Here is a 21,676-nt window from a genome sequence, read left to right as displayed (position 1 = left end):
ACCCCGTCTCAACCTCCACGGGGCGGTGTTAACCACCCCGGCTCTACTCCCACGGGGCGGTGTTACCGACCCCGTCTCAACCTCCACGGGGCGGTGTTACCGACCCCGTCTCAACCTCCACGGGGCGGTGTTAACCGCCCCGGCTCTACTCCCACGGTGCCGACCCATTGGCGGCCACCGACCCGACAGAACGGATCACACTTGAGCAACGCACTCGACAACATCTTTGCCTCCGACCCCGAGCTTGCCGAGCGTGCGGAGCGTGCCGAGGCCGCCGGTCGCCCGGACGTTGCGGGCACCTTCCGCAACTACGAGGCCGCCCCCGACGGTGGGTTCCCGACCACGCTCCACCAGTGGCAGGTGACCAGCGCGCTGCCCTCCACCGCCGACGCGGTGGCGGAGCTGCTGGGCGGCACCCCCTACGAGCGGGAGACCGAGGCGGAAGACGCCATGGCGGTCAACACCGACACCGACCGGGTCGAGGTCGTCATCGACGGCCCCGGCGCGATCGAGTTCGACATGAAGCAGTGGGTGAACGGCAAGCTCGCCCACCACTGCGACACCCGCGCATTCCTCTCCCCGCCGGAGGACGTGGGCGTGCCCTGCCGCTGCCCCGGCACGCTGGCGGAGCTGAAGGACCGGGCAAAGGCCGAGCGCGGCCCCAAGCCCGCCATCACCCTGACGTTCCGCCTCGCGCACGACACCGGCCTTGGCGTCTTCCGCTACAAGTCCTCGGGCTGGTCGCTCATCAGCGAACTGCCCGCGCTCAAGACCGCACTGGCCAAGGTCGGCGGCCCGGCCCTGGCCCACCTGATCAACGAGCGGGTGCAGTACACGGCCAAGAGCGGCCGGGACGTGGATTACCAGAAGCTTCAGCTGAAGGTCGTCAAGGCGTTCGAGCAGGCCATCACCGACGCGCCGAACGCGGCCGTCGAGGAGGAGCCGCCGTTCTAACCGGCGCTCCACCCATCACACCAGCGGGACCGGTCCTTCGGGGCCGGTCCCGCTCCCGTTTCCCTGGAGAGAGAAACCCATGTACCCCTGCACCAACCTCACGGTCCTGTCTTCGGCTGGTCGAGTCGGCCGCGAACGCCACGGCCTGTCGTGGGAGCCCTCGGAAACGCGTCGGCTCACGGCGCTTCACACCCAGGGCGTCCGGTGGGATGAGATCGCCCGGCTGCTCGGCCGTACCGAAGCGGCGGTGCGGGCCCAGGCGAAGAAGACCGCGCCCACCGCAGCGTCTGTCCCGGCCGCAGCACGCATGGCCGTGCCAGACATGCCGCCGGCCCGCATGCGCGGGGCCGAGCTGCTGGAGCAGCGGGACCGCACGGGTCTGACCTTCGAGCAGATGGCGGCCCGCGTCGGAATCTTCAACGGTCCCGGCATCCTGTACGTCGTCGCCGACGGCAAGAACCAGCTCTCCCCGCGCTACACCGCCGCGATCCGGGCACTGCCCGACGCCGCCCGCCGGACTGCCCCGGCCCTGACCGTAGTTCTTCCCGTCTCGCCGCAGCCCGCTCCCGGCTTCGTCAGCGTCATGGTCCCGGATCACCTGGCCGCCGCGTTCCAGGTGATCCTTCACGCGATGGGTGCCCAGCGATGACCGCCTGGGAAGCCGACGCCGAGCTGTTCGGCAAGGCCAGTAGCAAGGCGTTCCTTGCGTTGCTCGCGGCGCGCTGTGTGGAGCCCGGTGAGAAGGGGGGCGCCAATGCCCATTTGGGCATTGGCAAGGTGTTCGCCTCCGAGTTCGCCAAGGTGGCGGGCAAGGGGATTAGCACGGTCAAGCGCTACCTCGCCGCGTGGGATCTCCTCGCCGAGGACGGACACGTCCCGTCGCGCACCGAGCTGGTTCCGGGGCTGGACGTGGAGCTTCCCGCTGCGAAGACGTGGACGGAGTACTACCGCCGGGCGAATCCGCCGAAGCCGAAGAACCCCGGTGACGTGACGCTGGAGCAGGCCGAGGCGGAGATCACCGAGGACCCTGCCGCGCGGCTGCTTCCGACCCCCCGGAGCCGCCACGTGGACACCTACCTTCTGCGCATGTTCGACGCCACTTCGGACATTCAGAACCGCCTCCCCGGCCCGGCTGCCACCGCCATGAACCGCCTGGTGGACGCACTCGCGGACCTCACCGACCCCGACCAGACGAACCGCGCCTTCCTGCACAGCCTTGACGCCGTGGCCGAGCTGGCTGCCGCGCTCGGAACCCCTGAATGAGAGAGAACCCCATGCAAACTCCGACTGGTGCGGAGCCGATTCCGGCCCGCCTCGTCAACGTCCTGCCCGCGACCGACCGCGCGCAGGAGATCATGCGCTTGGCGTTCCGGGAGTCGCCGCGTCCGCCTTCGGCCGGCACCCGCAACAGCCAGGCGAAGCTGACCGAGCGCAAGGTCTACGCGATCCGCCGCTCGGCCGACCTGGGCGCCAGCCTGTCCGCTCTGGCCGAGGCGTTCGACATCTCCGAGCGGGCGTGCCGCCACATCGCGCGGCGGACCTCCTGGGCGCACCTGCCCGAGGAGAGGGCGGCCCGTTGAGCGACCACCGAACCCCGTTGTGGGAGATCGCTCCCGAGGAGCGGCGGGCGTTCCTGCACGCCCGAGCGCGAGCGCTGGCCGCCGAGGGTGCGAACCCGCGCCGTCTGCTGCGGGCGTCGGACGCTGCCCATGTCGGCGATTTCCGCGAGCCACGTGCGGGGGAGGGCGAGACGTGACCTTCCGCATCGGCCTGGGCATAGCCCCGGCGCTCGGTGACCTTCGGGCCGCCGGTCCCGGGGACGTGATCCTGTTCCTTCACGACGCCCGCCAGCGCCCGGACTTCGCCCGCTATTGGCAGGCCGCCGCGACGGCCGTCTTCCGGGGCGCGGGCCTGACGGTGGTGACGGCCTAGTGGTCAACCGATCGAAGGCCAAGGGAACCGCGTGGGAGTCCGCGGTGGCCGACTACCTGAACGAACAGCTCGGCCTGTACCGGGAGTTCTGGAAGGACGGTGACCGCGCGGTCCGCTGGAAGGACCCTACCGACCGGGACAACGTGCGTCGCAACGTCCAGGAGGGCGCGGCGGACATCGGCGATCTCGGGGTGCGGCCGTTCGCTGGGGAGTGCAAGGCGGAGAAGTCTTACGACCTGGCCGCCTATGTGCGCCAGGCGGAGGCCGAGGCCGTCAACGCCGGGATGCCGTTCGGGGTCGCGTACGTGAAGCGGCCTCGCGCGAAGACCGAGGATGGGTACGCCGTCACGTCGATCCGCACGCATGCGGCGATCGTCAAGGCCCTTCGGGAGGCCGGTTACTAGAGAGGAGAGGGCCGTTGCGGATGTCGGAGATCCTGGACCGCTTGGAGGAGTGGCGGGACTACCAGGGCGGTGAGTGGGTGGCGCGCTGCCCGGCCCACGACGACGGGAAGCCGTCGCTGTGGATCAACCTCAAGTCGAACGGCATGGTGGGCCTGGCCTGCCGCGCCGGGTGCCGCTTCGAGGACATCGTGGCCGCGCTGGACTTGCTGCCCCGGCACCTGTTCAACGTGGACGCCGAGGGCCTGGCGGTCGTCGCCGAGGCCCGGCCCGAACCGGTCTCGCCGTTCCTGACGGCGGGGCTGCGGGTGTGGCTGGACAGCCTGCCGGCCGGGCAGGACGACGCCCCGGCTGCCGTTGCCTACGCGCAGAAACGTTTCGGCCTCGCTGCGGCGGAGCAGGTCCGGCTGGGCCTGCGCTGGTGGCCCGGTCCGCAGCCGTGCCCCGAGTGGGTTCCGACCTCGTTCGTCCGGTATCCCCGCCTCGTCGTGCCGATGGCCGACTTCGCGGGAGTGGCCAGGGGCGCCCAGGGCCGGGACCTCTCGGGGCGCTGCCCGGTGCGGTGGATCTCGCTGGCCAACCCCGACGGCTTCGAGTGGCAGCGGTTCGGGGTGTTCCCCGGCCCGGACCCCGGTGCGCCGTGGGTGATCGCCGAGGGCCTGTCCGATCCGTTGGCGGTCGTCGCCGACGGCTTCAACGTGGTCGGGGTGCGTGGGGCCGCGCTGCTCAACAACGACCCCGCGACGCTGGACGCCCTGGCCGCCGGGCTGGCGGGCAGGGACGTGCGGGTGTGCGGCGACAACGACCGCTCGGGGCGGGAGTTCGCCCGGACCATCCTGGCCGCCCTTAACGAGCGGGAGGTGCCCGCCCGCCAACTGACTTTGCCTGCGGGCTTCAAGGACTACGCAGTATGGAGAGAGACCCGGTGACGACGACCTACGCCATCGACAGCCTGACCACCCCCTACGAGCCGCAGCGGGCCGCGTTGACCCTGCCCCCTGCGCAGGCGGTGGCCGCCTATCGCGACGCGGCCTCCCGCTACGGGGCATCCGACATCGTCAACGCCCATGCCCTGGTGCAGTTCCAGAAGGGCGGCATCAAGTACGCCGACGGCGTGGGCTTCCACGTCTGGGACGGCCGGCGGTGGGTGCGCTCGGAGGTGCTGGTGCGCCAGGCCGCCCACGACCTGGGGGCCGCGATGGTCGAGACGCTGGCCCGCGAGAAGGAGGTCATCCGCGCGGCCCTGGAACTCAAGCTCGCCGGGGAGGCCCTGGACGCCGAGTACGAGAAGCAGGTCCAGGCGCTCCCGCTGGCCAAGGCCGCCAAGGGCTTCACGATGGCCCGCCGGATCGACGACCTGATGCGCGAGCTGGCGTCGGTGCGGGGTGTCCACTGCGAGGTGGACGACTTCGACAACCGTCCCGAGCTGCTGACCTTCGCCAACGGAACCGTGGACCTGCGCACCGGGGTCATCCGGGCGCACGACCCGGCCGACATGCTGACCAAGGCTCTGCCGTGGGACTACAACCCGCAGGCGAAGGCCCTGCGGTGGCTCGGATTCCTCTCCGAGGTCTTCCCCACCGAGCCGTCGATGCCCCACTACATCCGCCGCCTGTGCGGGTACGGCGTCACCGGCTCGACGGCCGAGCAGGCGTTCGCGGTGCTGATCGGGACCGGCGCGAACGGGAAGAGCGTCTTCTTGGACACCCTGTCGCACGTCTTCGGCGACCTGTCCGAGACGACGCGCTTCGAGACGTTCGAGGACCGGGGCAGCTCGATCCCCGCCGACCTGGCCGCGCTGCGCGGGGCCCGGATGGTGATGGCCAGCGAGGGCGAGGCCGGGAAGCCGATGAGCGAGTCAGTGCTGAAGCGCGCCACCGGCAGCGACAAGCTGACGGCGCGTTTTATGAGGGAAAACTTCTTCACTTACCAGCCGACGTTCCTGCTGTGGCTGGCCTCCAACCACACCCCCGCCTTCCGGTCGCAGGACGAGGGCCTGTGGCGACGCGTGAAGCTGGTGAAGTTCGACCGGTACTTCAAGCCGGAGGAGCGCGACCACGGCATCTTCGCCACGCTGCGGGAGGAGGCCGAGGGGATCGCCGCGTGGGCGGTGGCTGGCGCGGTCGAGTGGTACGCCGAGGGCCTGAAGGAGCCGGCCTGCATCAAGAGCGCCACGTCCTCGTTCAAGGAGAACTCGGACGCGCTGGCGGAGTTCCTGACGGATGTGCTGGTGAAGACCGGCAGCGACAAGGAGCACGTCCCCGCCCAGGACGCGTACACCGCGTACCGCGACTGGTGCGAGGCACAGGGCGAGAAGGCGTGGACCCGTCGCGGGTTCATCTCCGCCCTGGACGAGCGCGGCATCCGCCAGCACCGCATGACCCGGGGCCGCGTGCTGCTCGGCGTCCGCTTCGCCAGCCAGCCGTCACCGGCCGGGCCGGGAGTGTTCGACACCACCAACGACTAGGAAGAGAGCACATGCGGGTACACCCGTACCGACTGGCCGGAGAGCCGGTCGAGATCAAGGTCGCCGAGAACGGTGACGACCTGCGGGAGTTCCGCACCTGGTGGACCGGCCACGCCAACGCCGGGACACTGCTCGGCTTCGACACCGAGACCACGGGCCTGGCCTGGACCGACCGAATACGGCTCGCGCAGTTCGGCGACGAGCACACCGCGTGGGTCATCCCCGTCGAACTCGGCGGCCCCTTCCGCGAGGCGGCGCGCGAGGCGCTGGCGACGCTGCCGAACCTGGTGGCGCACAACCTGGCGTTCGACGCGCTGAAGGTGGACACCGAGTTGGGCATTCGGCTCGAAGACCTCTACCCCCGGGCCCGGGACTCCCGCATCGCCGCCCACCTGCTCGACAGCCGCCACGACTACGAAGGCGGCGTCGGACTGTCCCTCAAACCGCTGTCGGCCTGGTACGTCGATCCCGCCGCACCCGACACACAGGGCGATCTGACGAAGGTGTTCAACGGGCTCGGGCTGACGAAGCAGACCGGCTGGGCCGGGATCGACCTCTCGCACCACGTCTACGAGCTGTACGCCGGTCTCGACGCCCTGCTCGTGGCCCGGCTGCTGCCCAAGCTGCTGGCCCGGTACAAGGCCGAGGGGCTGCGCTCGGCGCTGCTGCCCTACGAGCACAGCGTGGCCCTGGTCTGCGCGAAGATGCAGCGCCGGGGCATGCTCATCGACCCCGAATACACCGAGGGCCTTGTCCGTCGGCTCGGACATGAGAAGGAACGCTTCTCCGCCGTGGCCGCGCGGTTCGGGGTGTCCTCGGTGAACTCGTCGGATCAGGTGGCCGGCGCGCTGCTGGGCATGGGCGAGCGGCTGACCGAGCGCACCGACAGCGGCGCGCTGTCGGTGGCGAAGGACGTGCTGCTGCCGTTGGCCGATCTCGACCCGGACTGGGTGCGGCTCGGGATGCGCGAGCCCAACGCGCTCGCGGACGCCGTGCTGCGGGCCAAGCGCGCGGGGAAGTGGAGTTCGAGCTACGCCGAGGCGATGCTGAACAACCGCGACGAGCACGGCCGCATCCACCCGAAGATCAACCCGCTGGGGGCTCAGACCGGCCGCGCCTCCCACTCCGACCCGGCGATGGCCCAACTTCCCTCCCACGGCTGGGAGGTACGGCGAGCCGTGGTCGCAGAGCGGGGCAGCGTCTACTTCTCGGTGGACCAGCAGGCGGTGGAGCTTCGGGTGCTGGCCGCCCTGTCGGGTGAGTCGCGGATGGTCGAGGCCATCGCGGCGGGCAAGGACCTGCACGGCTTCGCGGCGGAGCTGATGTTCGGCCCCGACTTCACGAAGCCGCAGCGAGGACTGGCGAAGATCGCCGGACTCGGCACCGCCTACCAGGGCGGGGCCGCGACGCTGGCCAAGCAGACCGGACAGGACGTGGAGGTCATGCGGGACACGCTACGGCGGTACAGCCGGGCGTTCCCCGGGATCAAGCGGTGGGCCCGCAAGATGCAGCGTCAGGCGCTCGCCGAGCGCTGCACGATGACCACGGCGGTGGGCCGCAGGCTCCACCTGGACCGCGACAAGCTGTACAAGTCAGTCGCCTACGCCTGCCAGTCCACGGCCCGCGACACGATGGGCCAGGCGCTGCTGACGATGGACGCCCAGGGCCTGACCCCCTACCTCACCATGTGGGTTCACGACGAGGTCGTGGGCACGGCCCCGAAGCACGAGGCCGCGGAAGTGGCCCAGGCAGTTGCCGAGGCCATGAAGATGACCCTGAAGGGCGTCCCGCTGGACACCAAGGCAGAGGTCTACGGGCCGAGTTGGGCCGATGGCTACAAGCTGCCGAAGGAGTGGGCCTATGCGGCGTGAGCCGGAGAGCGAGCACACGCAGTTCTGCGAGGTCTGCGACGACGAGAAGCCGCTTGGGCAGTTCGGCCGGCGCAAGAGAGCGCCGAACGGCCGGGCGAACGTCTGCCGGGCCTGCGTGAAGGCGGCCAACAACCGGGCCAGCAAGGACCCGGCCGTCGTCCGCAAGCGCCGGGACGCCCGCCTGCGGCGGGTCTACGGCATCACCCTGGCCGACTACGAGCGGATGGGCCGCCAACAGCGCTGGCGGTGCGCGATCTGCGGTCAGAAGGCCGTGGCCGGGGACCGCCTGGTGGTGGACCACGACCACGCCAAGCCCCACGGCCAGGCGGTGCGGAGGCTGCTGTGCCGGGGCGAGAACTCCGCGCTCGGGCACTTCGGCGACTCCTCCGCCCGACTCGACCGGGGCGCTGGCTACTTGCGCGCCCACGGCAAGTGAGGCCCAAGTCACATTACCTTCTCTTTGCAATTAAACCCGCAGGTAGCGGGCTTGATCGTTACAAACAGTGACGGATCTGCCGTTTTTGCACACAACGGACACAATCTAAGCTCTGCTCACGTGCCGCACAGAGGAGTGCGCAGCCAGTTAACGAACAGGAGTGGTGATGCGTCGTCGCGGCTGGACGGCCTACTGCGGCATCCGCAGACTCCTCGCCTATCAGGCGCGAGTCCGCAGGGAGTTCGCCAAGCTGACAACTCGCCGTGCAGCGTTGGCTGTTCGCCGCGCGATGGGAGTGACCGACGGCAGCTCGCTCGATCTGGAGCTGTGCGCCCGCGAGTTCGACGCGCTTGAGTGCGTCCGCCCGGACATGCGGGCATTAGCGCCTTCGCACGTACACCGGTACGTGGCGACCGATCGCCTCGGGGCTCGCGTTGCCCGCCTACTGCACCTTCGCCTTTCTCGCTGCATGGCGCTGTTTACGCGCTGCCTTGCCCTCACCATTCCTCCGGCACTCCGCCGGAGTGTTCGGGAAGTCTGACCGGCCTGACCTGACGACAGGCCGCTCCAGGCCCCTGCCCTTCGGCTGACCCGAAGGGCAGGGGCCTTTTCCATGCCCCGACACGGCCACCCGCGCCGGCCGGGGCTTCGTCATGCCCTGGCGCGCCCGCCGATCCGCGATACCGCGCGCCCATCTCTCTGTTGTGTACATGCCAAGGAACCATCATGCCTTCTTCCTGCATCACGCCCGCCCTGATCGCCCAGGCCCAGACCCCCAAGCCGCTGACCGCCCTGACCGGCGTCGGCAAGCTCGACCGGGGCCGCGTCGCCACCGAGGAGATCCTGAACGGACTTGAGGGCATCGCCCGGTCCGTCTCCCGCAAGCGGGCCCAGCAGATGGAGGGCGACAGCCACCAGGCCGCCCAGGACATCGCCCAGGAGATGCGCCTGAGCTTCTGGCGCGCCCTCAACGACTGGGACGTGGACGCCCCCAACACCGCCGAGTTCACCAGCTACGCCTTCCAGCGCGCCAAGCTCGACGGCCGCTCGGCCGCCACCCGCGAAATCGCCCCCGGCGCACCGCGCTCAGCCGCAGCCGCCTACATGGGCGCCCTGTCCCGCTCCGCAGGCGACTTCCAGGCCGCCAAGGACGAGCTGATCAACCACCCGGACGCCAAGCGCCGCTTCTCACCCGAGCAAGCCGACCTCGTCGCTGCCGCCTTCGCGCGACCGCTCCCCATCGAGAGCGTGCCCAAGACCGTGCTCGAAGCTTCACCCGCCCAGGACCCGGACACCCTGGTCGAGTACACCGCGCTGGGCACGACGCCCCGCACGCCACGCCTTCACACCGTCGTCACGAACGGGCGGGAGGTGGTGGCCGGAGCAACCACGGCCGGCTGGTGCACCGACCTCCAGCCCTCCCTTGCGGCGAACCCGCTGGCCATCTCCCGCGACGCCGTCCGCTGCAAGGGTGTCAAGGTCACCGGCACCAAGCGGGGCAAGCACGCCAGCGGAGCCATCATCGACCGCGACGCTGACGCGGAGGCCACCGCCCGTTTCACCGTCGCCGCTCAGGTCAAGGCTGACGAACTGCTCAACGGCATGTCCCCGACCGAGGCCGCCATCGCCCGCCTCGCGTTCGGCTTCGACGGCCCGCCCATGCTCACCGACGCCGGGAAGCTCGACGCCACCGCGATAGCCGAAGCGCTCGGCAAGACCCCCGGCACCGTCAAGGCCACCTGGTCCCGCGCCCTGAAGAAGCTCCGGACCGCCGCGTGAACACCGCTGTTAACCGCCCCGGCTCAAGCCTTCCAAACCCCACCGGAAGGAACACGCGATGAAGTCCCCAGTCGGAACCTACGAGCTGACCAGCGGCGCGAGGCTGCGCGTCTTCGCCGACCACGGCGACAGCGACGGCTACGGCCTGGAGATCACCTGCGACGGCCACACCGTCCGCTACGACGCCGGGCACTCCGCCCGCGAAGTCCACGCCTTCGTGGCCCTGTTCACCTGACGAGGAGAGAGAACCATGATCGAGACCACCGAGCACAAGGCCACCCTGTCCGTGCGGCACGGCTCCGTCGTCGGCGTCCGAACCGACCGCATGGGCCCCGTGCTGGCCTTGACCGTCGGAGCGCAGACCGGTCGCCCAGCCAAGCTCAACGCCTACCAGTGCCACGAGCTGGCCGCCTACCTCATCCGCCAGGCTGCCGAGCTGGTCCGAGACGAGACGGACGAGCAGGCTCCCGAACCAACGGGACGTCAGGCCGCGGGGAGACCGGCGGCGGGTCTGTACGACCGGCGGCCCGCACCCCCGCTCGTCGGCATCGACTCGCATTGGGAGAGCCGGTGACCCGCACCGAGGCCCTGGCACTGGCCCAGAAAACCGTCACCGCCATGTCCACCAACACACGCGGCTACCAGGACCAGCCCTTCGACGCCCGCGTGAGCGCCGTCCTGCGCATCGCCAACTTCCTTACCGCGACCGGAGAGAACCCCGATGACGACCGCACCTGAGCAGCAGACCGTGTACGTGGACGAGCAGCAGTTCCCCTGCAAGTACGACGGCCCGCGCGACTTCGCCCGCCTGCACATCGACGCCGAAGGCGACATCGGCCTTCTCGTCCGCTCCGGCGACCCGGACGCCAACCCCGCCTCCATCTACCTGAACCCCGAAGTCGCCGAACCCCTGGGCCAGTCCCTGGTCAACCTCGCGGCACGCTCACGCGCCATCACCGAGGAGATCCGCCGCGTCCAGGCCCAGGAAGCCGAAGCCGCACGCCGCCTCGGTGAGATGGAAGCCACCCGCCAGGCCGAGGAAGCCCGCCAGGCCGGGGCGCCCTTCATGGTGCCCGGCGGCTCGACCTCACCCGCCGCCTATCCGCAGACGCCCGCCCTCGCGGACACACTGGTCCGCCAGAGCACTGCCACCGCCGGGGCCCCGGCCCCGTCCTTCGCTGACACGATGCTCCCGCAGAGCAACACCGCCGCAGAACGAGAGCGCGCCTTCCTGCGCGCCGCCGAACTCCTCGGGCCGGACTCCGGTGTCGCCAGCAAGATCGCCATGGCCAACTTCCTGCTCCAGGGCACCACGAAGTGACTTCGCCCGTGATCCACGCCGTCGTCCACCGCTCCGCCCGCGCCTACGAGGCCCACACCCCCGCCGGAGAGCGGGTCATCGTCATCGAGACCGAGCACACCGCCCCAGGACAGATCACCCGAACGGTCGTCCCCCTACCGGAGCACGTCGCGCTCGACCTCGCCACCGACATAGAGAGCTTCGGGTGGTGACCCCCACCTGACCCACGCCAAGGCCCCCGGCCGGCACTGTTCGCACAGTGCTGACCGGGGGCCTTTTCTGCGTTTCAGGACTCGTCCACCCCAGGCTGCTCATTCGCCTTCGGAGGTTTCCACCCACGCGGCTTCTTCCACACGATGTCCAGCCGTTCCGCCTTGAAGTGCGCGCCCCGGTAAGGAGCCTTCTTCACGTACACCCGCTCGATCGCCAGTCGCAGCAGCTTCCCTCGGTAGACGTCATCCGACTCTTCCCAGAGCTTCGCGCAGCGGACCGGGTCGGTGAGCACCGAAATATCGGCCATCGGCTGCGCCAGCGCCTCCCACTCCCGTCGTGCGCTTTCCACATCCGCGACGGCTGCCCGGCGCATCCGGATGTACGTTGCCTCTCCGTCCCGACCTGGGTACGCTCCCGCCGCCTCCAGCCGGTCGATGCGCGCCACCGCCTCCTCAGCCAGCTTCAACTGCCCCCGGGCCTGGGACTCCTTCTCGCTCTCCTCCGGCTGGGACAACTCGACCCAGCCCTCCGCGACGGCCAGCAGGGTCGGGTCCAGCGGGCCCGCTGTCGAAAGCTTCTTGCGCCATGCCTCCGCCAGGGCCTGGACCACGACTTTCCGCATCGCGCTCGCAGGCTCGGGGCAGTCCACCATTCCGGCGTTGGCCCTGCTGCATCGGAAAGAGTGGCCGTGGACCGTGGCCAGATGGCCGGTCTTCGGGTCGCGGCCCCCTCCTTCGCACCACATGAGCCCCGACCCCGGCGAATGCTCGGCGGGCTTCGACCGTTCCCCCGTCGGCAGGTGATTGCGTCGCTCGATCTGAGCCGCGATCCGCCGGTGCTTGTCCCACGTCGCCTGGGGAATACCCTCCACCCCCTTGGCAAAGACCCGGACCGGCTTGCCCTTGGAATTCAGGTAGATCTGAGGGCGGCCCTTCACCAAGATGATCTGCCATCCGAGGTACACCGGGTCTCGCAGGATATTGCCGACCAGGGACGGCAGGACCGGGCCGCCTCGCGGCCCACGGTACCCGTCGATCGACAGCCCCTGCGCGATCTTCCTGTTCGATCCGCCCTCAGCGGCCTCGTTGTGGATACGCTCGATCATCGGCCAGAGCTTGTCGTGCTTGAGCTTGCGCTTCTTCGTGGCTTTCAGCCCGACCGGCGCGAACGCGAGCCACTTGCCCTCGTCCCGCTGCTGGGCCTTCGTGTCACGGACCTTCTCGGACAGGATTCGGCTGTACTCGCGGGCCTGCTCGGCCTCCGCGACGATCCGCATCCGGTCGGCGGCGACCTCGGTGTCCAGCCGGTTGAGGTGGAAGTACAGACGTTTGCCGGGGTTGTCTAGGACCTTGAGGACGTCTCCCGCTCCCTTGCGGCTGTACCGCGAGGAGTCGTAGACCCACAGGCAATCGGACTCGCCTTCAAGCAGGGCGTGTACGGCCTCGTCGAAGTCCGGACGCTCCACACCCGCCTTGTAGGCAGACAGGTTCTCACGGAAGATGCGGCGGATCGTGTAACCGTCCGCCTGGCCCCAGGCCCGGCCCTGAGTCTCCTGCGCCTTCAGGGACAGGATGTCCTTCTTGGCGGTACCCCGCACCACCTCGGACTTCCGCAGAAGAAGATCCAGGTAGCGGACCCCGCTGTCGGCCTTACGTGCCATGGTTCCACTCTCCAGTCAGCAGCGCGCGCCCGCACCCTGGAGATGCAAGGCTGACTACACGCCCTGCGACTTGGCCTCGTTCAGCATCTGGGTGCCGAACCAGCCGGTGCCGGCGGTGGTCCCGGCGGTGGTGATCGAGATGTAGAGCCCGGGGTTGTTCGCCTGCAGGATCTTCGCCGCGCCGATCTCGTTGTGGATCGCCGCGCTGTTCTCGTACTCCGGCTCCTCGAGGTCGAAGTCGATCGCGTGCAGCCCGTACTTGGTGATCACCTTCTGCTCGGCGGCGGCGGTGGCCTCCGGCGTGCCGCAGTCCTGGCCGAGCTTGTTGCCGCCGTAACCGCCGAAGGAGACCGAGACGTCGCCGCCCCTGGCCCGGATCTCCTGGATCACGGCCGGGATGGTGGTGTCGGTGTCGATCGAGGAGGTGCCGCCCCAGGCGGGGGTGCAGCCGCCGGAGTCGAGGATGAAGGCGAGCTGGAAGGCCTTCTGGCCGGTGGCGTCCATCACCGTGCCGGCGTCCGGCGCGCTGTTGTCCTCGGGCATCAGGTACGGCGCGGAGGCGTACCAGTTGCTGCTCAGGGCGCCGCCGCTGTCGGCCGGTGCGGTGCTGGAGGCGAGGGCCGAACCGCCGCCGGCCAGGGTGGTGAAGGTGCCGGCCAGCAGGCCGAGCGTGGCCAGCCCGGTCAGGGCGGTGGTGCGGCGCCGGCGGTGCCGGGGTGCCGGGGCCGCCGCGGTGGCGGCGGCCGGGGGGAGCTGGGCGCGTTCCATCGGAACCTCTCCAGGACATGGGCAGTGGGGGACCGCCTCGGCACGCCGTGGGGGAGCGCGCAGGCGGGTGTCGCGGGTGTCGCCGACCGGATCGGCAGAGACCCGTGCCCAATAAAGTGGACTAGACCAACTGTCAGGTCAAGAGCCGGATCCCGGATTAAGGCCGCTTAAGGCTTGCTTCAGCGTGCGGTCACCCGTGGTAGAGCGCCTCGATGTCCGCCGCGAAGCGCTGGGCGATGGCCTGGCGGCGCAGTTTGAGCGACGGGGTCAGCAGCCCCTGCTCGACGGTGAACTCGCCCGGCAGCAGGCGGAAGGCCCGGATCGACTCGGCCCGGGAGAACGCGGTGTTGGCGGCCGCCACCGCGCGCTGGATCTCCGCGTGCAGCTCCTCGTCCGCCAGCGCCGTCCAGCCGTCCACCGGGGCCCGGCGGCGCGACAGCTGCCAGTGCTCGAAGGCCCTGGCGTCCAGCGTGATCAGCGCCGTCACGTACGGGCGGTTGTCGCCCACCACCAGGCACTGCGCGACCAGCGGATGCGCCCGCACCCGCTCCTCCAGGGCGGCGGGCGCCAGGTTCTTGCCGCTGCTGGTGACGATCAGCTCCTTCTTGCGCCCGGTGATGCTCAGGTACCCGTCCTCGTCCAGCGAGCCCAGGTCGCCGGTGGCCAGCCAGCCCTCGTGCAGCGCCTCGGCGGTGCAGCGCGGGTGGTTGAGGTAGCCGCCGAACACCCCGGGACCGCGCACCCAGATCTCGCCGTCCGCCGCGATCGCCACCGCGGCGCCGGGGATCGGCCGGCCCACGGTGCCGAACTTGGGGCGCCCGACCGGGTTGGCGATGATCGCCGCGGTGGTCTCGGTCAGCCCGTAGCCCTCGTAGATGGTCATGCCGGCGCCGGCGAAGAAGAGGCCCAGGTCGCGGCCGAGCGTGGAGCCGCCGCAGATCATGTTGCGCACCCGCCCGCCCAGCGCCGCCCGCAGCTTCTGGTAGACCAGCCGGTCGTAGGCCAGGTGCCGCATCCGCAGCGAGGCACCGGGCCCCGGGCCGTGCCCGAGGCCGCGCCGCTCGGTCGCCTCCGCCCAGCGGATCGCCGTCTCGGCGGCCTGGGCGAAGTTCTCGCCGCGCCCGGCCGTCTCGGCCGCCAGCCGCGCCGAGGCGTACAGCTTCTCGAAGACGTAGGGGACGGCCTGCAGGAAGGTGGGCCGGAACGAGGCGAGCGCCTCCAGCAGCGGCCGGGCGCCGAGCTCGGCCAGATGGCCCAGGCGCATCCTGCCGCGCACGGCCGCCACCTGCACCATCCGTCCGTAGACGTGGGCCAGCGGCAGGATGAGCAGGGTGGCGGCCTGCTCATCCGACCCGTCGCTGAAGACCGGGTCCCAGCCCGCCAGCACGTTGTCCGCCTCGGCGCTGAAGTTGCCGTGGGTGAGCAGGCAGCCCTTGGGGTGGCCGGTGGTGCCGGAGGTGTAGATCACGGTGGCGATGGAGTCGGCGGTGACGGCGGCCCGTTGACGGTGCACCAGGGACTCCGGCACGCCGGTGCCGTCGGCGGTGAGGGTGCGCACGCAGCCCTGGTCCAGCTGCCAGATCCCGGACAGCCTGGGCAGGGCGTCGCAGACCGCGCCGATCGTCATCGCGTGGTCCTCGTCCTCCACCACGCAGGCCACCGCGTCGGTCTCGGCCAGGATCCAGCGCACCTGCTCGGCGGCGGCCGTCGGGTAGACCGGGACCGGGATCGCGCCGATCGACCAGAGCGCGTAGTCGAACAGGGTCCACTCGTAGCGGGTCCGGGACATCACCGCGACCCGGTCGCCGAACCGGATGCCGCGGGCGAGCAGGCCCTTGGCCAGGCCCAGTACTTCGTCCCGGAAGGTGGCGGTGGTGACCGGGGTCCAGCGGGCGGTCGCGCCCGAGCGGCGGGAGAACTGGACCAGCGCGGGGACGAGTTCGGCGTTCTGGTAGACCGAGTCGGCCAGCCCACCGGGCGCGGGTGGCGCCAGTGGTGGGGTGCTCAGCTCGCGCAGCATCGTCCTGGCCCTCTCCGGCCCCGCCACGACCACGCTCCGTGGCCCGTCCGGAGACCGTTGGTGACCTTCCCGGGGGCTCACTGGCGACGGTAGCGGATCGCCGCCGCGCTGCCCAGGGTTGCGCGATTCCCCCACTGGAAAGTCACCGTCAGGGGTATTTCGTGCCAGTGCTTCCGGGGTGCTCAGCAGCGGATCAGACAAGGGCCAACAACAGATCAGGATCGATCCTGAAGAGGCGTCGAACACGTCAGGATCGAGTAGTAAGCTCGCGCAGACTCCCACCCGGGCACACCCGACCGAGGGCCCTCATGCGTCTGCGAAGCAGCTCGATCCGCGCGAAGATCATCGCGCTGCTCCTCGTGCCCATCGTGGCGCTGGTCGGCCTGTGGGCCTACGCCACCCTGGTCACCACCAGCGACTTCTGGAACCAGCTGAACGTGGCCTCGGCCATCCGCGCCTTCGCGGCCCCGGTCGACCAGGTCACCCGCGACCTGCAGGCGGAGCGCACGGCGGCCGTGGTCCGGCTGGCCGGACCGCAGGCCGAGGACGTGCAGAACGAGTACCTCGCCGCGCAGAAGACCACCGATCAGGACCTGCAACTGCTGCAGCAGAAAGAGTCCGGATCGTCCGCGGGCAAACTGAACGGCGCCGAGCGGGCCCAGCTGCAGAACGTATTGAAGGTGGCCGGTCAACTCACCCAGCTCCGCGGCCAGGTCGGGCAGCAGACGATCAACTGGGAGTACGCGATCGGGCAGTACAGCGAGCTGGTCAAGCCCTCGTTCTCCTTCTTCACCTCCTTCGTCAGCCAGCAGGCCGGCCAACTGCCCCGTCAGGGCGAGGTCCTGATCCAGCTGAACCGCGCCAGGGAGTACCTGGCGCAGGAGGACTCGGCGATGCAGGGGCTGCTCGGCCCCGCCGCCCCGGACTCCACCGCGTACCAGGCCGTGCTCGACCCGATGCACAACCAGCAGGCCCTCTACACCGTCTTCATCGAGGAGTTGGACCAGCCCGACCAGAGCGACTACACCGCGTTGCGCGGCGCCTCGGACTGGAGCGCGCTGGACATGTACGAGCGCGAGTTCCAGAGCGCGGCCTCGCCCGGCGACGCGCAGCGCAACATCAGCGAGGACAGCTGGCGGCAGACCTCGGGCCGGGTGCTCGGTGACCTCGCGCAGGAGAACGGCAAGCTGGCCGGCGTCCAGGCGGACCGGGCCGACTCGTACGCGATGGGGCTGCTCTGGCGCGGCGGGATCGCCGGTGCGGTCGGCCTGTTGGCGATCGTCGTCACGGTGCTGGTCTCGCTGCGGATCGGCCGCGGCATGGTGCGCGAACTGGTCGGCCTGCGCAACGCCGCCAACGACCTGGCCGCCGCCCGACTGCCCTCGGTGATGCAACGGCTGCGCGAGGGACAGCCGGTGGACGTCGCCACCGAGGCGCCCGAACTCGACTTCGGGTCGGCCGAGATCGGCCAGGTCGGCCGGGCGTTCAACCTGGTCCAGCGCACCGCCGTGCGGGCCGCGGTCGAACAGGCCGAACTGCGGCGCGGGGTCTCGGCGGTCTTCGTCAACCTGGCCCGGCGCAGCCAGGTCCTGCTGCACCGGCAGCTGACCCTGCTGGACACCATGGAGCGGCGCACCGAGGACCCGGCCGAGCTGGAGGACCTCTTCCGGCTCGACCACCTGACCACCCGGATGCGGCGGCACGCGGAGGGCCTGATCATCCTCTCCGGCGGCTCGCCCGGACGGGCCTGGCGCAAGCCGGTGCGGATGGTCGATGTGGTGCGCGCGGCGGTCGGCGAGGTGGAGGACTACGCCCGGGTGATCGTGCGCCCGTTCCCCGGCACCGGGCTGCTCGGCAGCGCGGTCGCCGACGTGACCCACCTGATCGCCGAACTGGTCGAGAACGCCGCGGTGTTCTCGCCGCCGCAGACCCAGGTGACGGTGCAGGGCGAGGTGGTGGCGCACGGTTTCGCGCTGGAGATCGACGACCGCGGGCTCGGGCTGAGCGAGGCGGCGCTGGCCGAGATCAACCAGCGCCTGGAGGTCGAGCAGGCCTTCGACCTGACCGACACCGACCGGCTCGGGCTCTTCGTGGTCAGCCGGCTGGCGCGGCGGCACGGGATCCGGGTGAGCCTGCGGGCCTCGCCGTACGGGGGGACCACGGCGGTGGTGCTGATACCCAGGGAGCTGTTGGCGGAGGTGCCGGGAGGCGTTGCCGGGGGTGCTGGTGTCGGTGCCGGGGGTGCCGGGGCTGTCGGCGGTTCCGGCGGGGCGGTCGAGGGGGCACCGCGGCAGCGGGATCTGGTGGCGGTGGCCGGCGGGGCGCGGGCGGAGTCGCCGCGCCTGGGCGAGGCGGGCAGGGGGCACGGGGACACCGGGGGGCGGGGCGCCGAGGCGCGCACCCGCGGGGCGAACCACCGGCCGGCCACCGGGCCGCAGCCGGCCGGTGCCGAACCGGCCCGCACCCCCGGCGGGTTGCCGCGGCGGCGGGCGGCCGGTGGGCCGGTGCTGGTCCCGGCGCCCGACGGCGGGGGCGGCGGTGATCCGGGCAGGAGCGGCGGGCGGCACCGGCGACAGGCGCCGAGCACGGTGGTTGACGGGGCGTCAGCCACGGGACCCGCGGCCGGGGCCGAGCGGCCGGCCGGTGGGCTGCTGCCGCGCCGGGTCCGGCAGGCCAGCCTCGCACCGCAGTTGAAGGAGGCGGCGGCCCGCCGGGCGGAGCGCGGGGCGCACCGTGCGGCCGAGCCGCCGATGCCGGAGCGGTCGCCCGAGGAGGCCCGCGCCGCCTTCAGTTCGTTCCAGCGAGGCTTCAGCCGGGGGCGGGCGGACGCCGCGCCCGGCACGGTGCCGTCGGTGCCGTCGGGCCTGCCCACGCGGTCGCGAGGCGGCGCGCCGTCGAGTGCGCCCTCCGGTGCGCCGGTGTCCGCCACACCGCCCGGACCGGCGCCCGGATCGCCGTCCGCGGCCCCGCTTTCCGTTGTACCGTTGCCCGCCGCGCCCTCGCCCGTCGAGGTCCGTTCGCTCTCCCCGGAGGCCCGCCGCGCACTGGCGGCCCCGCCCGTACCGGCGGCCCTGCCGGCCGCTCCACGCCCCGCAGTACCCGCACCATCGGAAGGACCCGATCGATGACCGCAATGACCCAGCCCGCCGGCGACCTCAACTGGCTTCTGGACGACCTGGTGGGACGCGTCGCGGCACTGCGCCACGCGGTCATCCTCTCCAGCGACGGTCTGGCCACCGGGGCTTCGCAGGGGCTCGGCCGGGAGGACGCCGAGCACCTGGCCGCGGTCGCGGCCGGTTTCCACAGCCTGGCCAAGGGCGCGGGCCGCCACTTCGAGGTCGGCGGGGTGCGGCAGACCATGGTCGAGCTGGACGAGGCCTTCCTCTTCATCACGGCTGCGGGTGACGGCAGTTGCCTGGCGGTGCTGAGCGACGCGGACTCCGACATCGGCCAGATCGCCTACGAGATGGCGCTGTTGGTCAAGCGGGTCGGGGAGCACCTGGCGGCCGAGCCCCGGCACCCGGCCGGATGACCGGCCGGCCACCGCGGCGGGACGCGGGCGAACCCGCGGTGCCCGCGCAGCCCGAGGGGCCCGTGCAGCCCGAGGAGCTCGACGAGGCCCAGCAGCAGTGGTTCGACGACGAGGCGGGCCCGATGGTGCGCCTCTTCGCACTGACCAAGGGCCGGGCCAGGCCGGTCGGCGACGGGTTCTTCGACCTGATCTCGATGATCTCGCTCGCCGACCCCCGGGCCCGGGACCCGTTCCAGCCCGAGCCGGTGCTGGACCCGGAGCACCGGGCGATCCTCGACCTGTGCGCCGACGGCCCGCTCTCGGTGGCCGAACTCGGCTCCTACACGGACCTGCCGGTGAGCGTCGTCCGGGTGCTGCTGGGCGACCTCGACGACGCCGAACTGATCCACGTCACCAGACCCGTCCCGCTCGCCGAACTGCCCGACGAGCGCCTGCTGCGAGAAGTGATCAATGGCCTCCGTGCGCTCTGACGGTCCGTCAGTCTCCGTACCGTTCCGGGCTCCCGACGGATCACCGACGACCGCGCTGAAGATCCTGGTGGCCGGCGGTCTGGGGGTGGGCAAGACCACGCTGGTCGGCGCGGTGAGCGAGATCCGGCCGCTGCGCACCGAGGAGCGGCTCAGCGAGCTGGGCCGCCCGGTCGACGACACCAGCGCGGTGGCCGCCAAGCACACCACCACGGTGGCGATGGACTTCGGGCGGATCGACCTGCGGCCCGGCCTCGCGCTCTACCTCTTCGGGACCCCGGGGCAGGACCGGTTCTGGTTCGTCTGGGACGAGTTGGCGCTGGGTGCGCTGGGCGCCGTGGTGCTGGCCGACACCCGGCGGCTGGCCGACTGCTTCCCCTCGGTGGACTTCTTCGAGCGGCGCGGCCTGCCGTTCCTGATCGCGGTGAACTGCTTCGAGGGCACCGAGGTGTTCGACGTCGAGGACGTGCGGGCCGCGCTCGACCTGGATCCGGACGTGCCCGTGCTGCTCTGCGACGCCCGCCGCCGCGAGGACGGCCGCGAGGTGCTGATCCGGCTCGTGCAGCACGCCGCGCGCCGCCGGTCGGTCTGAGAGCGGTCGATCCGGTCCGGCCGGTGGACCGACGCTTGCCCTCGGCCCGGTCGGCATGGAACCCTCGGACCGAACACGCCGCGACGCGATCAGCGCGTCCGGCCGATCCACCCGGGGGAGGGCGGCACCATGACGGCGGAGCGGGGACACCTTGCGCGCCGAGCGGTGCGACGCGCCGCCCGGGGGATCTGCTTCAATGGGGTCATGCACACCACCGTGGACAGCAGCCGAGGTCATCAGGACCTTGAGCCGTTCTGGCCGTCCCGGCAGCCGCACCTCTTCGACCAGACCTGTCCGGGCTCGCCTCGCGCGTCCCGGCTCGCCCGCCACTGACTCCAGGTCACCACCTCGGATCAGGCACGGACAGCAGAGTCCGGTCCGACGCGCAGACGACGTCCACCCGAAGCGTCCTGTGCGAAAGAGCTGCCTTATGTCCTCCTCCTCGGCCATCCTGACCCCGCCCGCCGCCACCCCGCACCTGCGGGCTGTCCGTTCCGTCTCCGCGATGCCCACCGGTGCGGACCGCTGGCATCCGGCCGCCGCAGGCCCACCGCCCGTCGCCGCCCCGGCTCCGGCCGCCGCGCCGGACCGCGTCGCGCCCGAGCTGTTCGGCGCGCTTCCCGAGGGCGCCACCGTCGTCGCCGCGCTGCCGCACTCCGCCCTGCCGCAGGCACTGCTCGCGCAGTACGGGGCCCAGTTGGGCGCCCAGGGTGCCGGGCAGCCGCTGGTCGGCTACCTGGTGCTGGTGCCGGCCGAGTCGGCGCCGGGCGCGGTCGCCCCGCTGGGCCTGGCGCCGCTGGCGCCGGCCACCGTCCCGCTCGCCCCGGCACCGGAGTACCCGCCGGTGCCCGACTACGCCCCGCTGCCGGAGTTCGTGCCGCAGGGCGCACTCGACCACCCGGCCCCGGAGGAGCCGGTGGCACACTTCCGGTCCGAGTCCGCACCCGATCTCGCGGCGCAGCGACCGGCGCGGCAGCCCGCCCGCGGCATCCGTGTCGACCTGGACCGGCGCAGCGCCTACGTCGACGGTGAACTGCTCGATCTCACCTACCTGGAGTTCGAGTTGCTCGCCCACCTCACCCAGCACCCGCAGCGGGTACACACCCGCGACCACCTGGTCTCCGCGGTCTGGGGGTACGGTCACGTCGGCGACGGCCGGACGGTGGACGTCCATGTCGCGCGACTGCGCCGCAAGCTGGGCGCCGCGCACCGGGACAGCATCGTCACCGTGCGGCGGGTCGGCTACAAGTACGCGCCGATCGGCCGCAGCTGACGGCAGGTCCA

24 protein-coding genes and 1 pseudogene are annotated in these 21,676 nt (G+C 71.3%); 22 read left to right on the top strand and 3 right to left on the bottom strand.

Features of this window, described 5'->3' with window-relative positions:
• The first annotated feature begins 201 nt into the window (after positions 1–201).
• The 17 genes from OG294_RS09045 to OG294_RS08965 all read left to right on the top strand — a co-directional run bounded on the left by OG294_RS09045 (position 202) and on the right by OG294_RS08965 (position 11,352).
• Complete coding sequence (locus OG294_RS09045) at positions 202–954, top strand: recombination directionality factor (RefSeq protein ID WP_327065920.1); 753 nt, start codon at positions 202–204, stop codon at positions 952–954.
• Positions 955–1,261: 307 nt separating this feature from the next.
• Positions 1,262–1,603 (top strand): hypothetical protein, encoded by a 342-nt coding sequence (locus tag OG294_RS09040; RefSeq protein ID WP_327065919.1) that lies wholly within the window; start codon positions 1,262–1,264, stop codon positions 1,601–1,603.
• A complete protein-coding gene (locus OG294_RS09035; RefSeq protein WP_327065918.1) occupies positions 1,600–2,217 on the top strand; it encodes a hypothetical protein in 618 nt (205 codons plus the stop codon). The genes OG294_RS09040 and OG294_RS09035 overlap by 4 nt, the downstream gene beginning before the upstream one ends.
• An 11-nt stretch (positions 2,218–2,228) precedes the next feature.
• A complete protein-coding gene (locus OG294_RS09030) occupies positions 2,229–2,534 on the top strand; it encodes a hypothetical protein (RefSeq protein WP_327065917.1) in 306 nt (101 codons plus the stop codon).
• Positions 2,531–2,710: a hypothetical protein gene (locus tag OG294_RS09025; protein ID WP_327065916.1), complete on the top strand. Its 180-nt coding sequence runs from the start codon at positions 2,531–2,533 to the stop codon at positions 2,708–2,710. The genes OG294_RS09030 and OG294_RS09025 overlap by 4 nt, the downstream gene beginning before the upstream one ends.
• Positions 2,707–2,886 carry a hypothetical protein gene (locus OG294_RS09020; protein ID WP_327065914.1) on the top strand — a complete coding sequence of 60 codons (180 nt, stop codon included), beginning with the start codon at positions 2,707–2,709 and terminating at the stop codon, positions 2,884–2,886. The genes OG294_RS09025 and OG294_RS09020 overlap by 4 nt, the downstream gene beginning before the upstream one ends.
• Positions 2,887–2,930: 44 nt before the next feature.
• Positions 2,931–3,290 carry a hypothetical protein gene (locus tag OG294_RS09015; RefSeq protein ID WP_327065912.1) on the top strand — a complete coding sequence of 120 codons (360 nt, stop codon included), beginning with the start codon at positions 2,931–2,933 and terminating at the stop codon, positions 3,288–3,290.
• 20 nt (positions 3,291–3,310) lie between these two features.
• Positions 3,311–4,216 (top strand): toprim domain-containing protein, encoded by a 906-nt coding sequence (locus OG294_RS09010; RefSeq protein ID WP_327065911.1) that lies wholly within the window; start codon positions 3,311–3,313, stop codon positions 4,214–4,216.
• Positions 4,213–5,754 (top strand): DNA primase family protein, encoded by a 1,542-nt coding sequence (locus tag OG294_RS09005; RefSeq protein ID WP_327065910.1) that lies wholly within the window; start codon positions 4,213–4,215, stop codon positions 5,752–5,754. The genes OG294_RS09010 and OG294_RS09005 overlap by 4 nt, the downstream gene beginning before the upstream one ends.
• An 11-nt stretch (positions 5,755–5,765) precedes the next feature.
• Entirely contained in the window at positions 5,766–7,625 is a 1,860-nt protein-coding gene (locus tag OG294_RS09000; RefSeq protein ID WP_327065909.1) for a DNA polymerase, read from the top strand.
• A complete protein-coding gene (locus OG294_RS08995; protein WP_327065908.1) occupies positions 7,615–8,061 on the top strand; it encodes an endonuclease domain-containing protein in 447 nt (148 codons plus the stop codon). The genes OG294_RS09000 and OG294_RS08995 overlap by 11 nt, the downstream gene beginning before the upstream one ends.
• A 726-nt stretch (positions 8,062–8,787) precedes the next feature.
• Positions 8,788–9,840, top strand: coding sequence for a hypothetical protein (locus tag OG294_RS08990; RefSeq protein ID WP_327065907.1), 1,053 nt, complete (start codon positions 8,788–8,790; stop codon positions 9,838–9,840).
• A 58-nt stretch (positions 9,841–9,898) separates the two neighbouring features.
• The gene (locus OG294_RS08985; RefSeq protein ID WP_327065905.1) at positions 9,899–10,075 is read left to right on the top strand and encodes a hypothetical protein; all 177 of its coding nucleotides are present in this window, start codon (positions 9,899–9,901) and stop codon (positions 10,073–10,075) included.
• A gap of 15 nt (positions 10,076–10,090) precedes the next feature.
• Positions 10,091–10,414: a hypothetical protein gene (locus tag OG294_RS08980; RefSeq protein ID WP_327065904.1), complete on the top strand. Its 324-nt coding sequence runs from the start codon at positions 10,091–10,093 to the stop codon at positions 10,412–10,414.
• On the top strand, positions 10,411–10,578 hold the full coding sequence (locus OG294_RS08975) for a hypothetical protein (RefSeq protein WP_327065903.1): 168 nt from the start codon (positions 10,411–10,413) through the stop codon (positions 10,576–10,578). Before OG294_RS08980 ends, OG294_RS08975 begins: the two co-directional genes overlap by 4 nt.
• Positions 10,562–11,161: a hypothetical protein gene (locus OG294_RS08970; RefSeq protein WP_327065902.1), complete on the top strand. Its 600-nt coding sequence runs from the start codon at positions 10,562–10,564 to the stop codon at positions 11,159–11,161. The genes OG294_RS08975 and OG294_RS08970 overlap by 17 nt, the downstream gene beginning before the upstream one ends.
• Positions 11,158–11,352, top strand: coding sequence for a hypothetical protein (locus OG294_RS08965; protein WP_327065901.1), 195 nt, complete (start codon positions 11,158–11,160; stop codon positions 11,350–11,352). Before OG294_RS08970 ends, OG294_RS08965 begins: the two co-directional genes overlap by 4 nt.
• 74 nt (positions 11,353–11,426) lie before the next feature.
• Here the strand turns inward: OG294_RS08965 and OG294_RS08960 are convergent, their stop codons facing one another.
• The 3 genes and pseudogenes from OG294_RS08960 to OG294_RS08950 form a co-directional block, all read right to left on the bottom strand.
• The gene (locus OG294_RS08960; protein WP_327065900.1) at positions 11,427–13,013 is read right to left on the bottom strand and encodes a recombinase family protein; all 1,587 of its coding nucleotides are present in this window, start codon (positions 13,011–13,013) and stop codon (positions 11,427–11,429) included.
• Positions 13,014–13,073: 60 nt separating this feature from the next.
• Positions 13,074–13,781: pseudogene (locus tag OG294_RS08955) on the bottom strand (chitinase); the annotation flags it as partial.
• A 190-nt stretch (positions 13,782–13,971) separates the two neighbouring features.
• Complete coding sequence (locus OG294_RS08950) at positions 13,972–15,798, bottom strand: AMP-dependent synthetase/ligase (RefSeq protein WP_327071482.1); 1,827 nt, start codon at positions 15,796–15,798, stop codon at positions 13,972–13,974.
• A 311-nt stretch (positions 15,799–16,109) separates the two neighbouring features.
• Here OG294_RS08950 and OG294_RS08945 point away from each other — a divergent pair, with 311 nt between their 5' ends.
• From OG294_RS08945 to OG294_RS08925, 5 genes are all read left to right on the top strand, one after another.
• Entirely contained in the window at positions 16,110–18,929 is a 2,820-nt protein-coding gene (locus tag OG294_RS08945; RefSeq protein WP_327065899.1) for a sensor histidine kinase, read from the top strand.
• Positions 18,926–19,333, top strand: coding sequence for a roadblock/LC7 domain-containing protein (locus tag OG294_RS08940; RefSeq protein ID WP_327065898.1), 408 nt, complete (start codon positions 18,926–18,928; stop codon positions 19,331–19,333). The genes OG294_RS08945 and OG294_RS08940 overlap by 4 nt, the downstream gene beginning before the upstream one ends.
• Before the next feature lie 122 nt (positions 19,334–19,455).
• Complete coding sequence (locus OG294_RS08935) at positions 19,456–19,803, top strand: DUF742 domain-containing protein (RefSeq protein ID WP_327071481.1); 348 nt, start codon at positions 19,456–19,458, stop codon at positions 19,801–19,803.
• Positions 19,784–20,392: a GTP-binding protein gene (locus tag OG294_RS08930; RefSeq protein WP_327065897.1), complete on the top strand. Its 609-nt coding sequence runs from the start codon at positions 19,784–19,786 to the stop codon at positions 20,390–20,392. The genes OG294_RS08935 and OG294_RS08930 overlap by 20 nt, the downstream gene beginning before the upstream one ends.
• Before the next feature lie 505 nt (positions 20,393–20,897).
• Entirely contained in the window at positions 20,898–21,665 is a 768-nt protein-coding gene (locus OG294_RS08925) for a winged helix-turn-helix domain-containing protein (RefSeq protein ID WP_442789321.1), read from the top strand.
• Positions 21,666–21,676: the final 11 nt, after the last annotated feature.

This window comes from Kitasatospora sp. NBC_01302, from assembly GCF_035976515.1.
Classification (GTDB): Bacteria; Actinomycetota; Actinomycetes; order Streptomycetales; family Streptomycetaceae; genus Kitasatospora.
This window is presented reverse-complemented; position numbering and strand designations above follow the sequence as displayed.

What these genes read in the sequence shown, in the direction of transcription:
- OG294_RS08925 (WP_442789321.1), top strand. Translation starts at nt 20,898, where the DNA reads ATGCCCACCGGTGCGGACCGCTGGCATCCGGCCGCCGCAGGCCCACCG.
- OG294_RS08945 (WP_327065899.1), top strand. Translation starts at nt 16,110, where the DNA reads ATGCGTCTGCGAAGCAGCTCGATCCGCGCGAAGATCATCGCGCTGCTC.
- OG294_RS08990 (WP_327065907.1), top strand. Translation starts at nt 8,788, where the DNA reads ATGCCTTCTTCCTGCATCACGCCCGCCCTGATCGCCCAGGCCCAGACC.
- OG294_RS09035 (WP_327065918.1), top strand. Translation starts at nt 1,600, where the DNA reads ATGACCGCCTGGGAAGCCGACGCCGAGCTGTTCGGCAAGGCCAGTAGC.
- OG294_RS08930 (WP_327065897.1), top strand. Translation starts at nt 19,784, where the DNA reads ATGGCCTCCGTGCGCTCTGACGGTCCGTCAGTCTCCGTACCGTTCCGG.
- OG294_RS08985 (WP_327065905.1), top strand. Translation starts at nt 9,899, where the DNA reads ATGAAGTCCCCAGTCGGAACCTACGAGCTGACCAGCGGCGCGAGGCTG.
- OG294_RS08960 (WP_327065900.1), bottom strand. Translation starts at nt 13,013, where the DNA reads ATGGCACGTAAGGCCGACAGCGGGGTCCGCTACCTGGATCTTCTTCTG.
- OG294_RS09010 (WP_327065911.1), top strand. Translation starts at nt 3,311, where the DNA reads ATGTCGGAGATCCTGGACCGCTTGGAGGAGTGGCGGGACTACCAGGGC.
- OG294_RS09040 (WP_327065919.1), top strand. Translation starts at nt 1,262, where the DNA reads ATGGCCGTGCCAGACATGCCGCCGGCCCGCATGCGCGGGGCCGAGCTG.
- OG294_RS08935 (WP_327071481.1), top strand. Translation starts at nt 19,456, where the DNA reads ATGGTGCGCCTCTTCGCACTGACCAAGGGCCGGGCCAGGCCGGTCGGC.
- OG294_RS08995 (WP_327065908.1), top strand. Translation starts at nt 7,615, where the DNA reads ATGCGGCGTGAGCCGGAGAGCGAGCACACGCAGTTCTGCGAGGTCTGC.
- OG294_RS08980 (WP_327065904.1), top strand. Translation starts at nt 10,091, where the DNA reads ATGATCGAGACCACCGAGCACAAGGCCACCCTGTCCGTGCGGCACGGC.
- OG294_RS08970 (WP_327065902.1), top strand. Translation starts at nt 10,562, where the DNA reads ATGACGACCGCACCTGAGCAGCAGACCGTGTACGTGGACGAGCAGCAG.
- OG294_RS08940 (WP_327065898.1), top strand. Translation starts at nt 18,926, where the DNA reads ATGACCGCAATGACCCAGCCCGCCGGCGACCTCAACTGGCTTCTGGAC.
- OG294_RS09000 (WP_327065909.1), top strand. Translation starts at nt 5,766, where the DNA reads ATGCGGGTACACCCGTACCGACTGGCCGGAGAGCCGGTCGAGATCAAG.
- OG294_RS09030 (WP_327065917.1), top strand. Translation starts at nt 2,229, where the DNA reads ATGCAAACTCCGACTGGTGCGGAGCCGATTCCGGCCCGCCTCGTCAAC.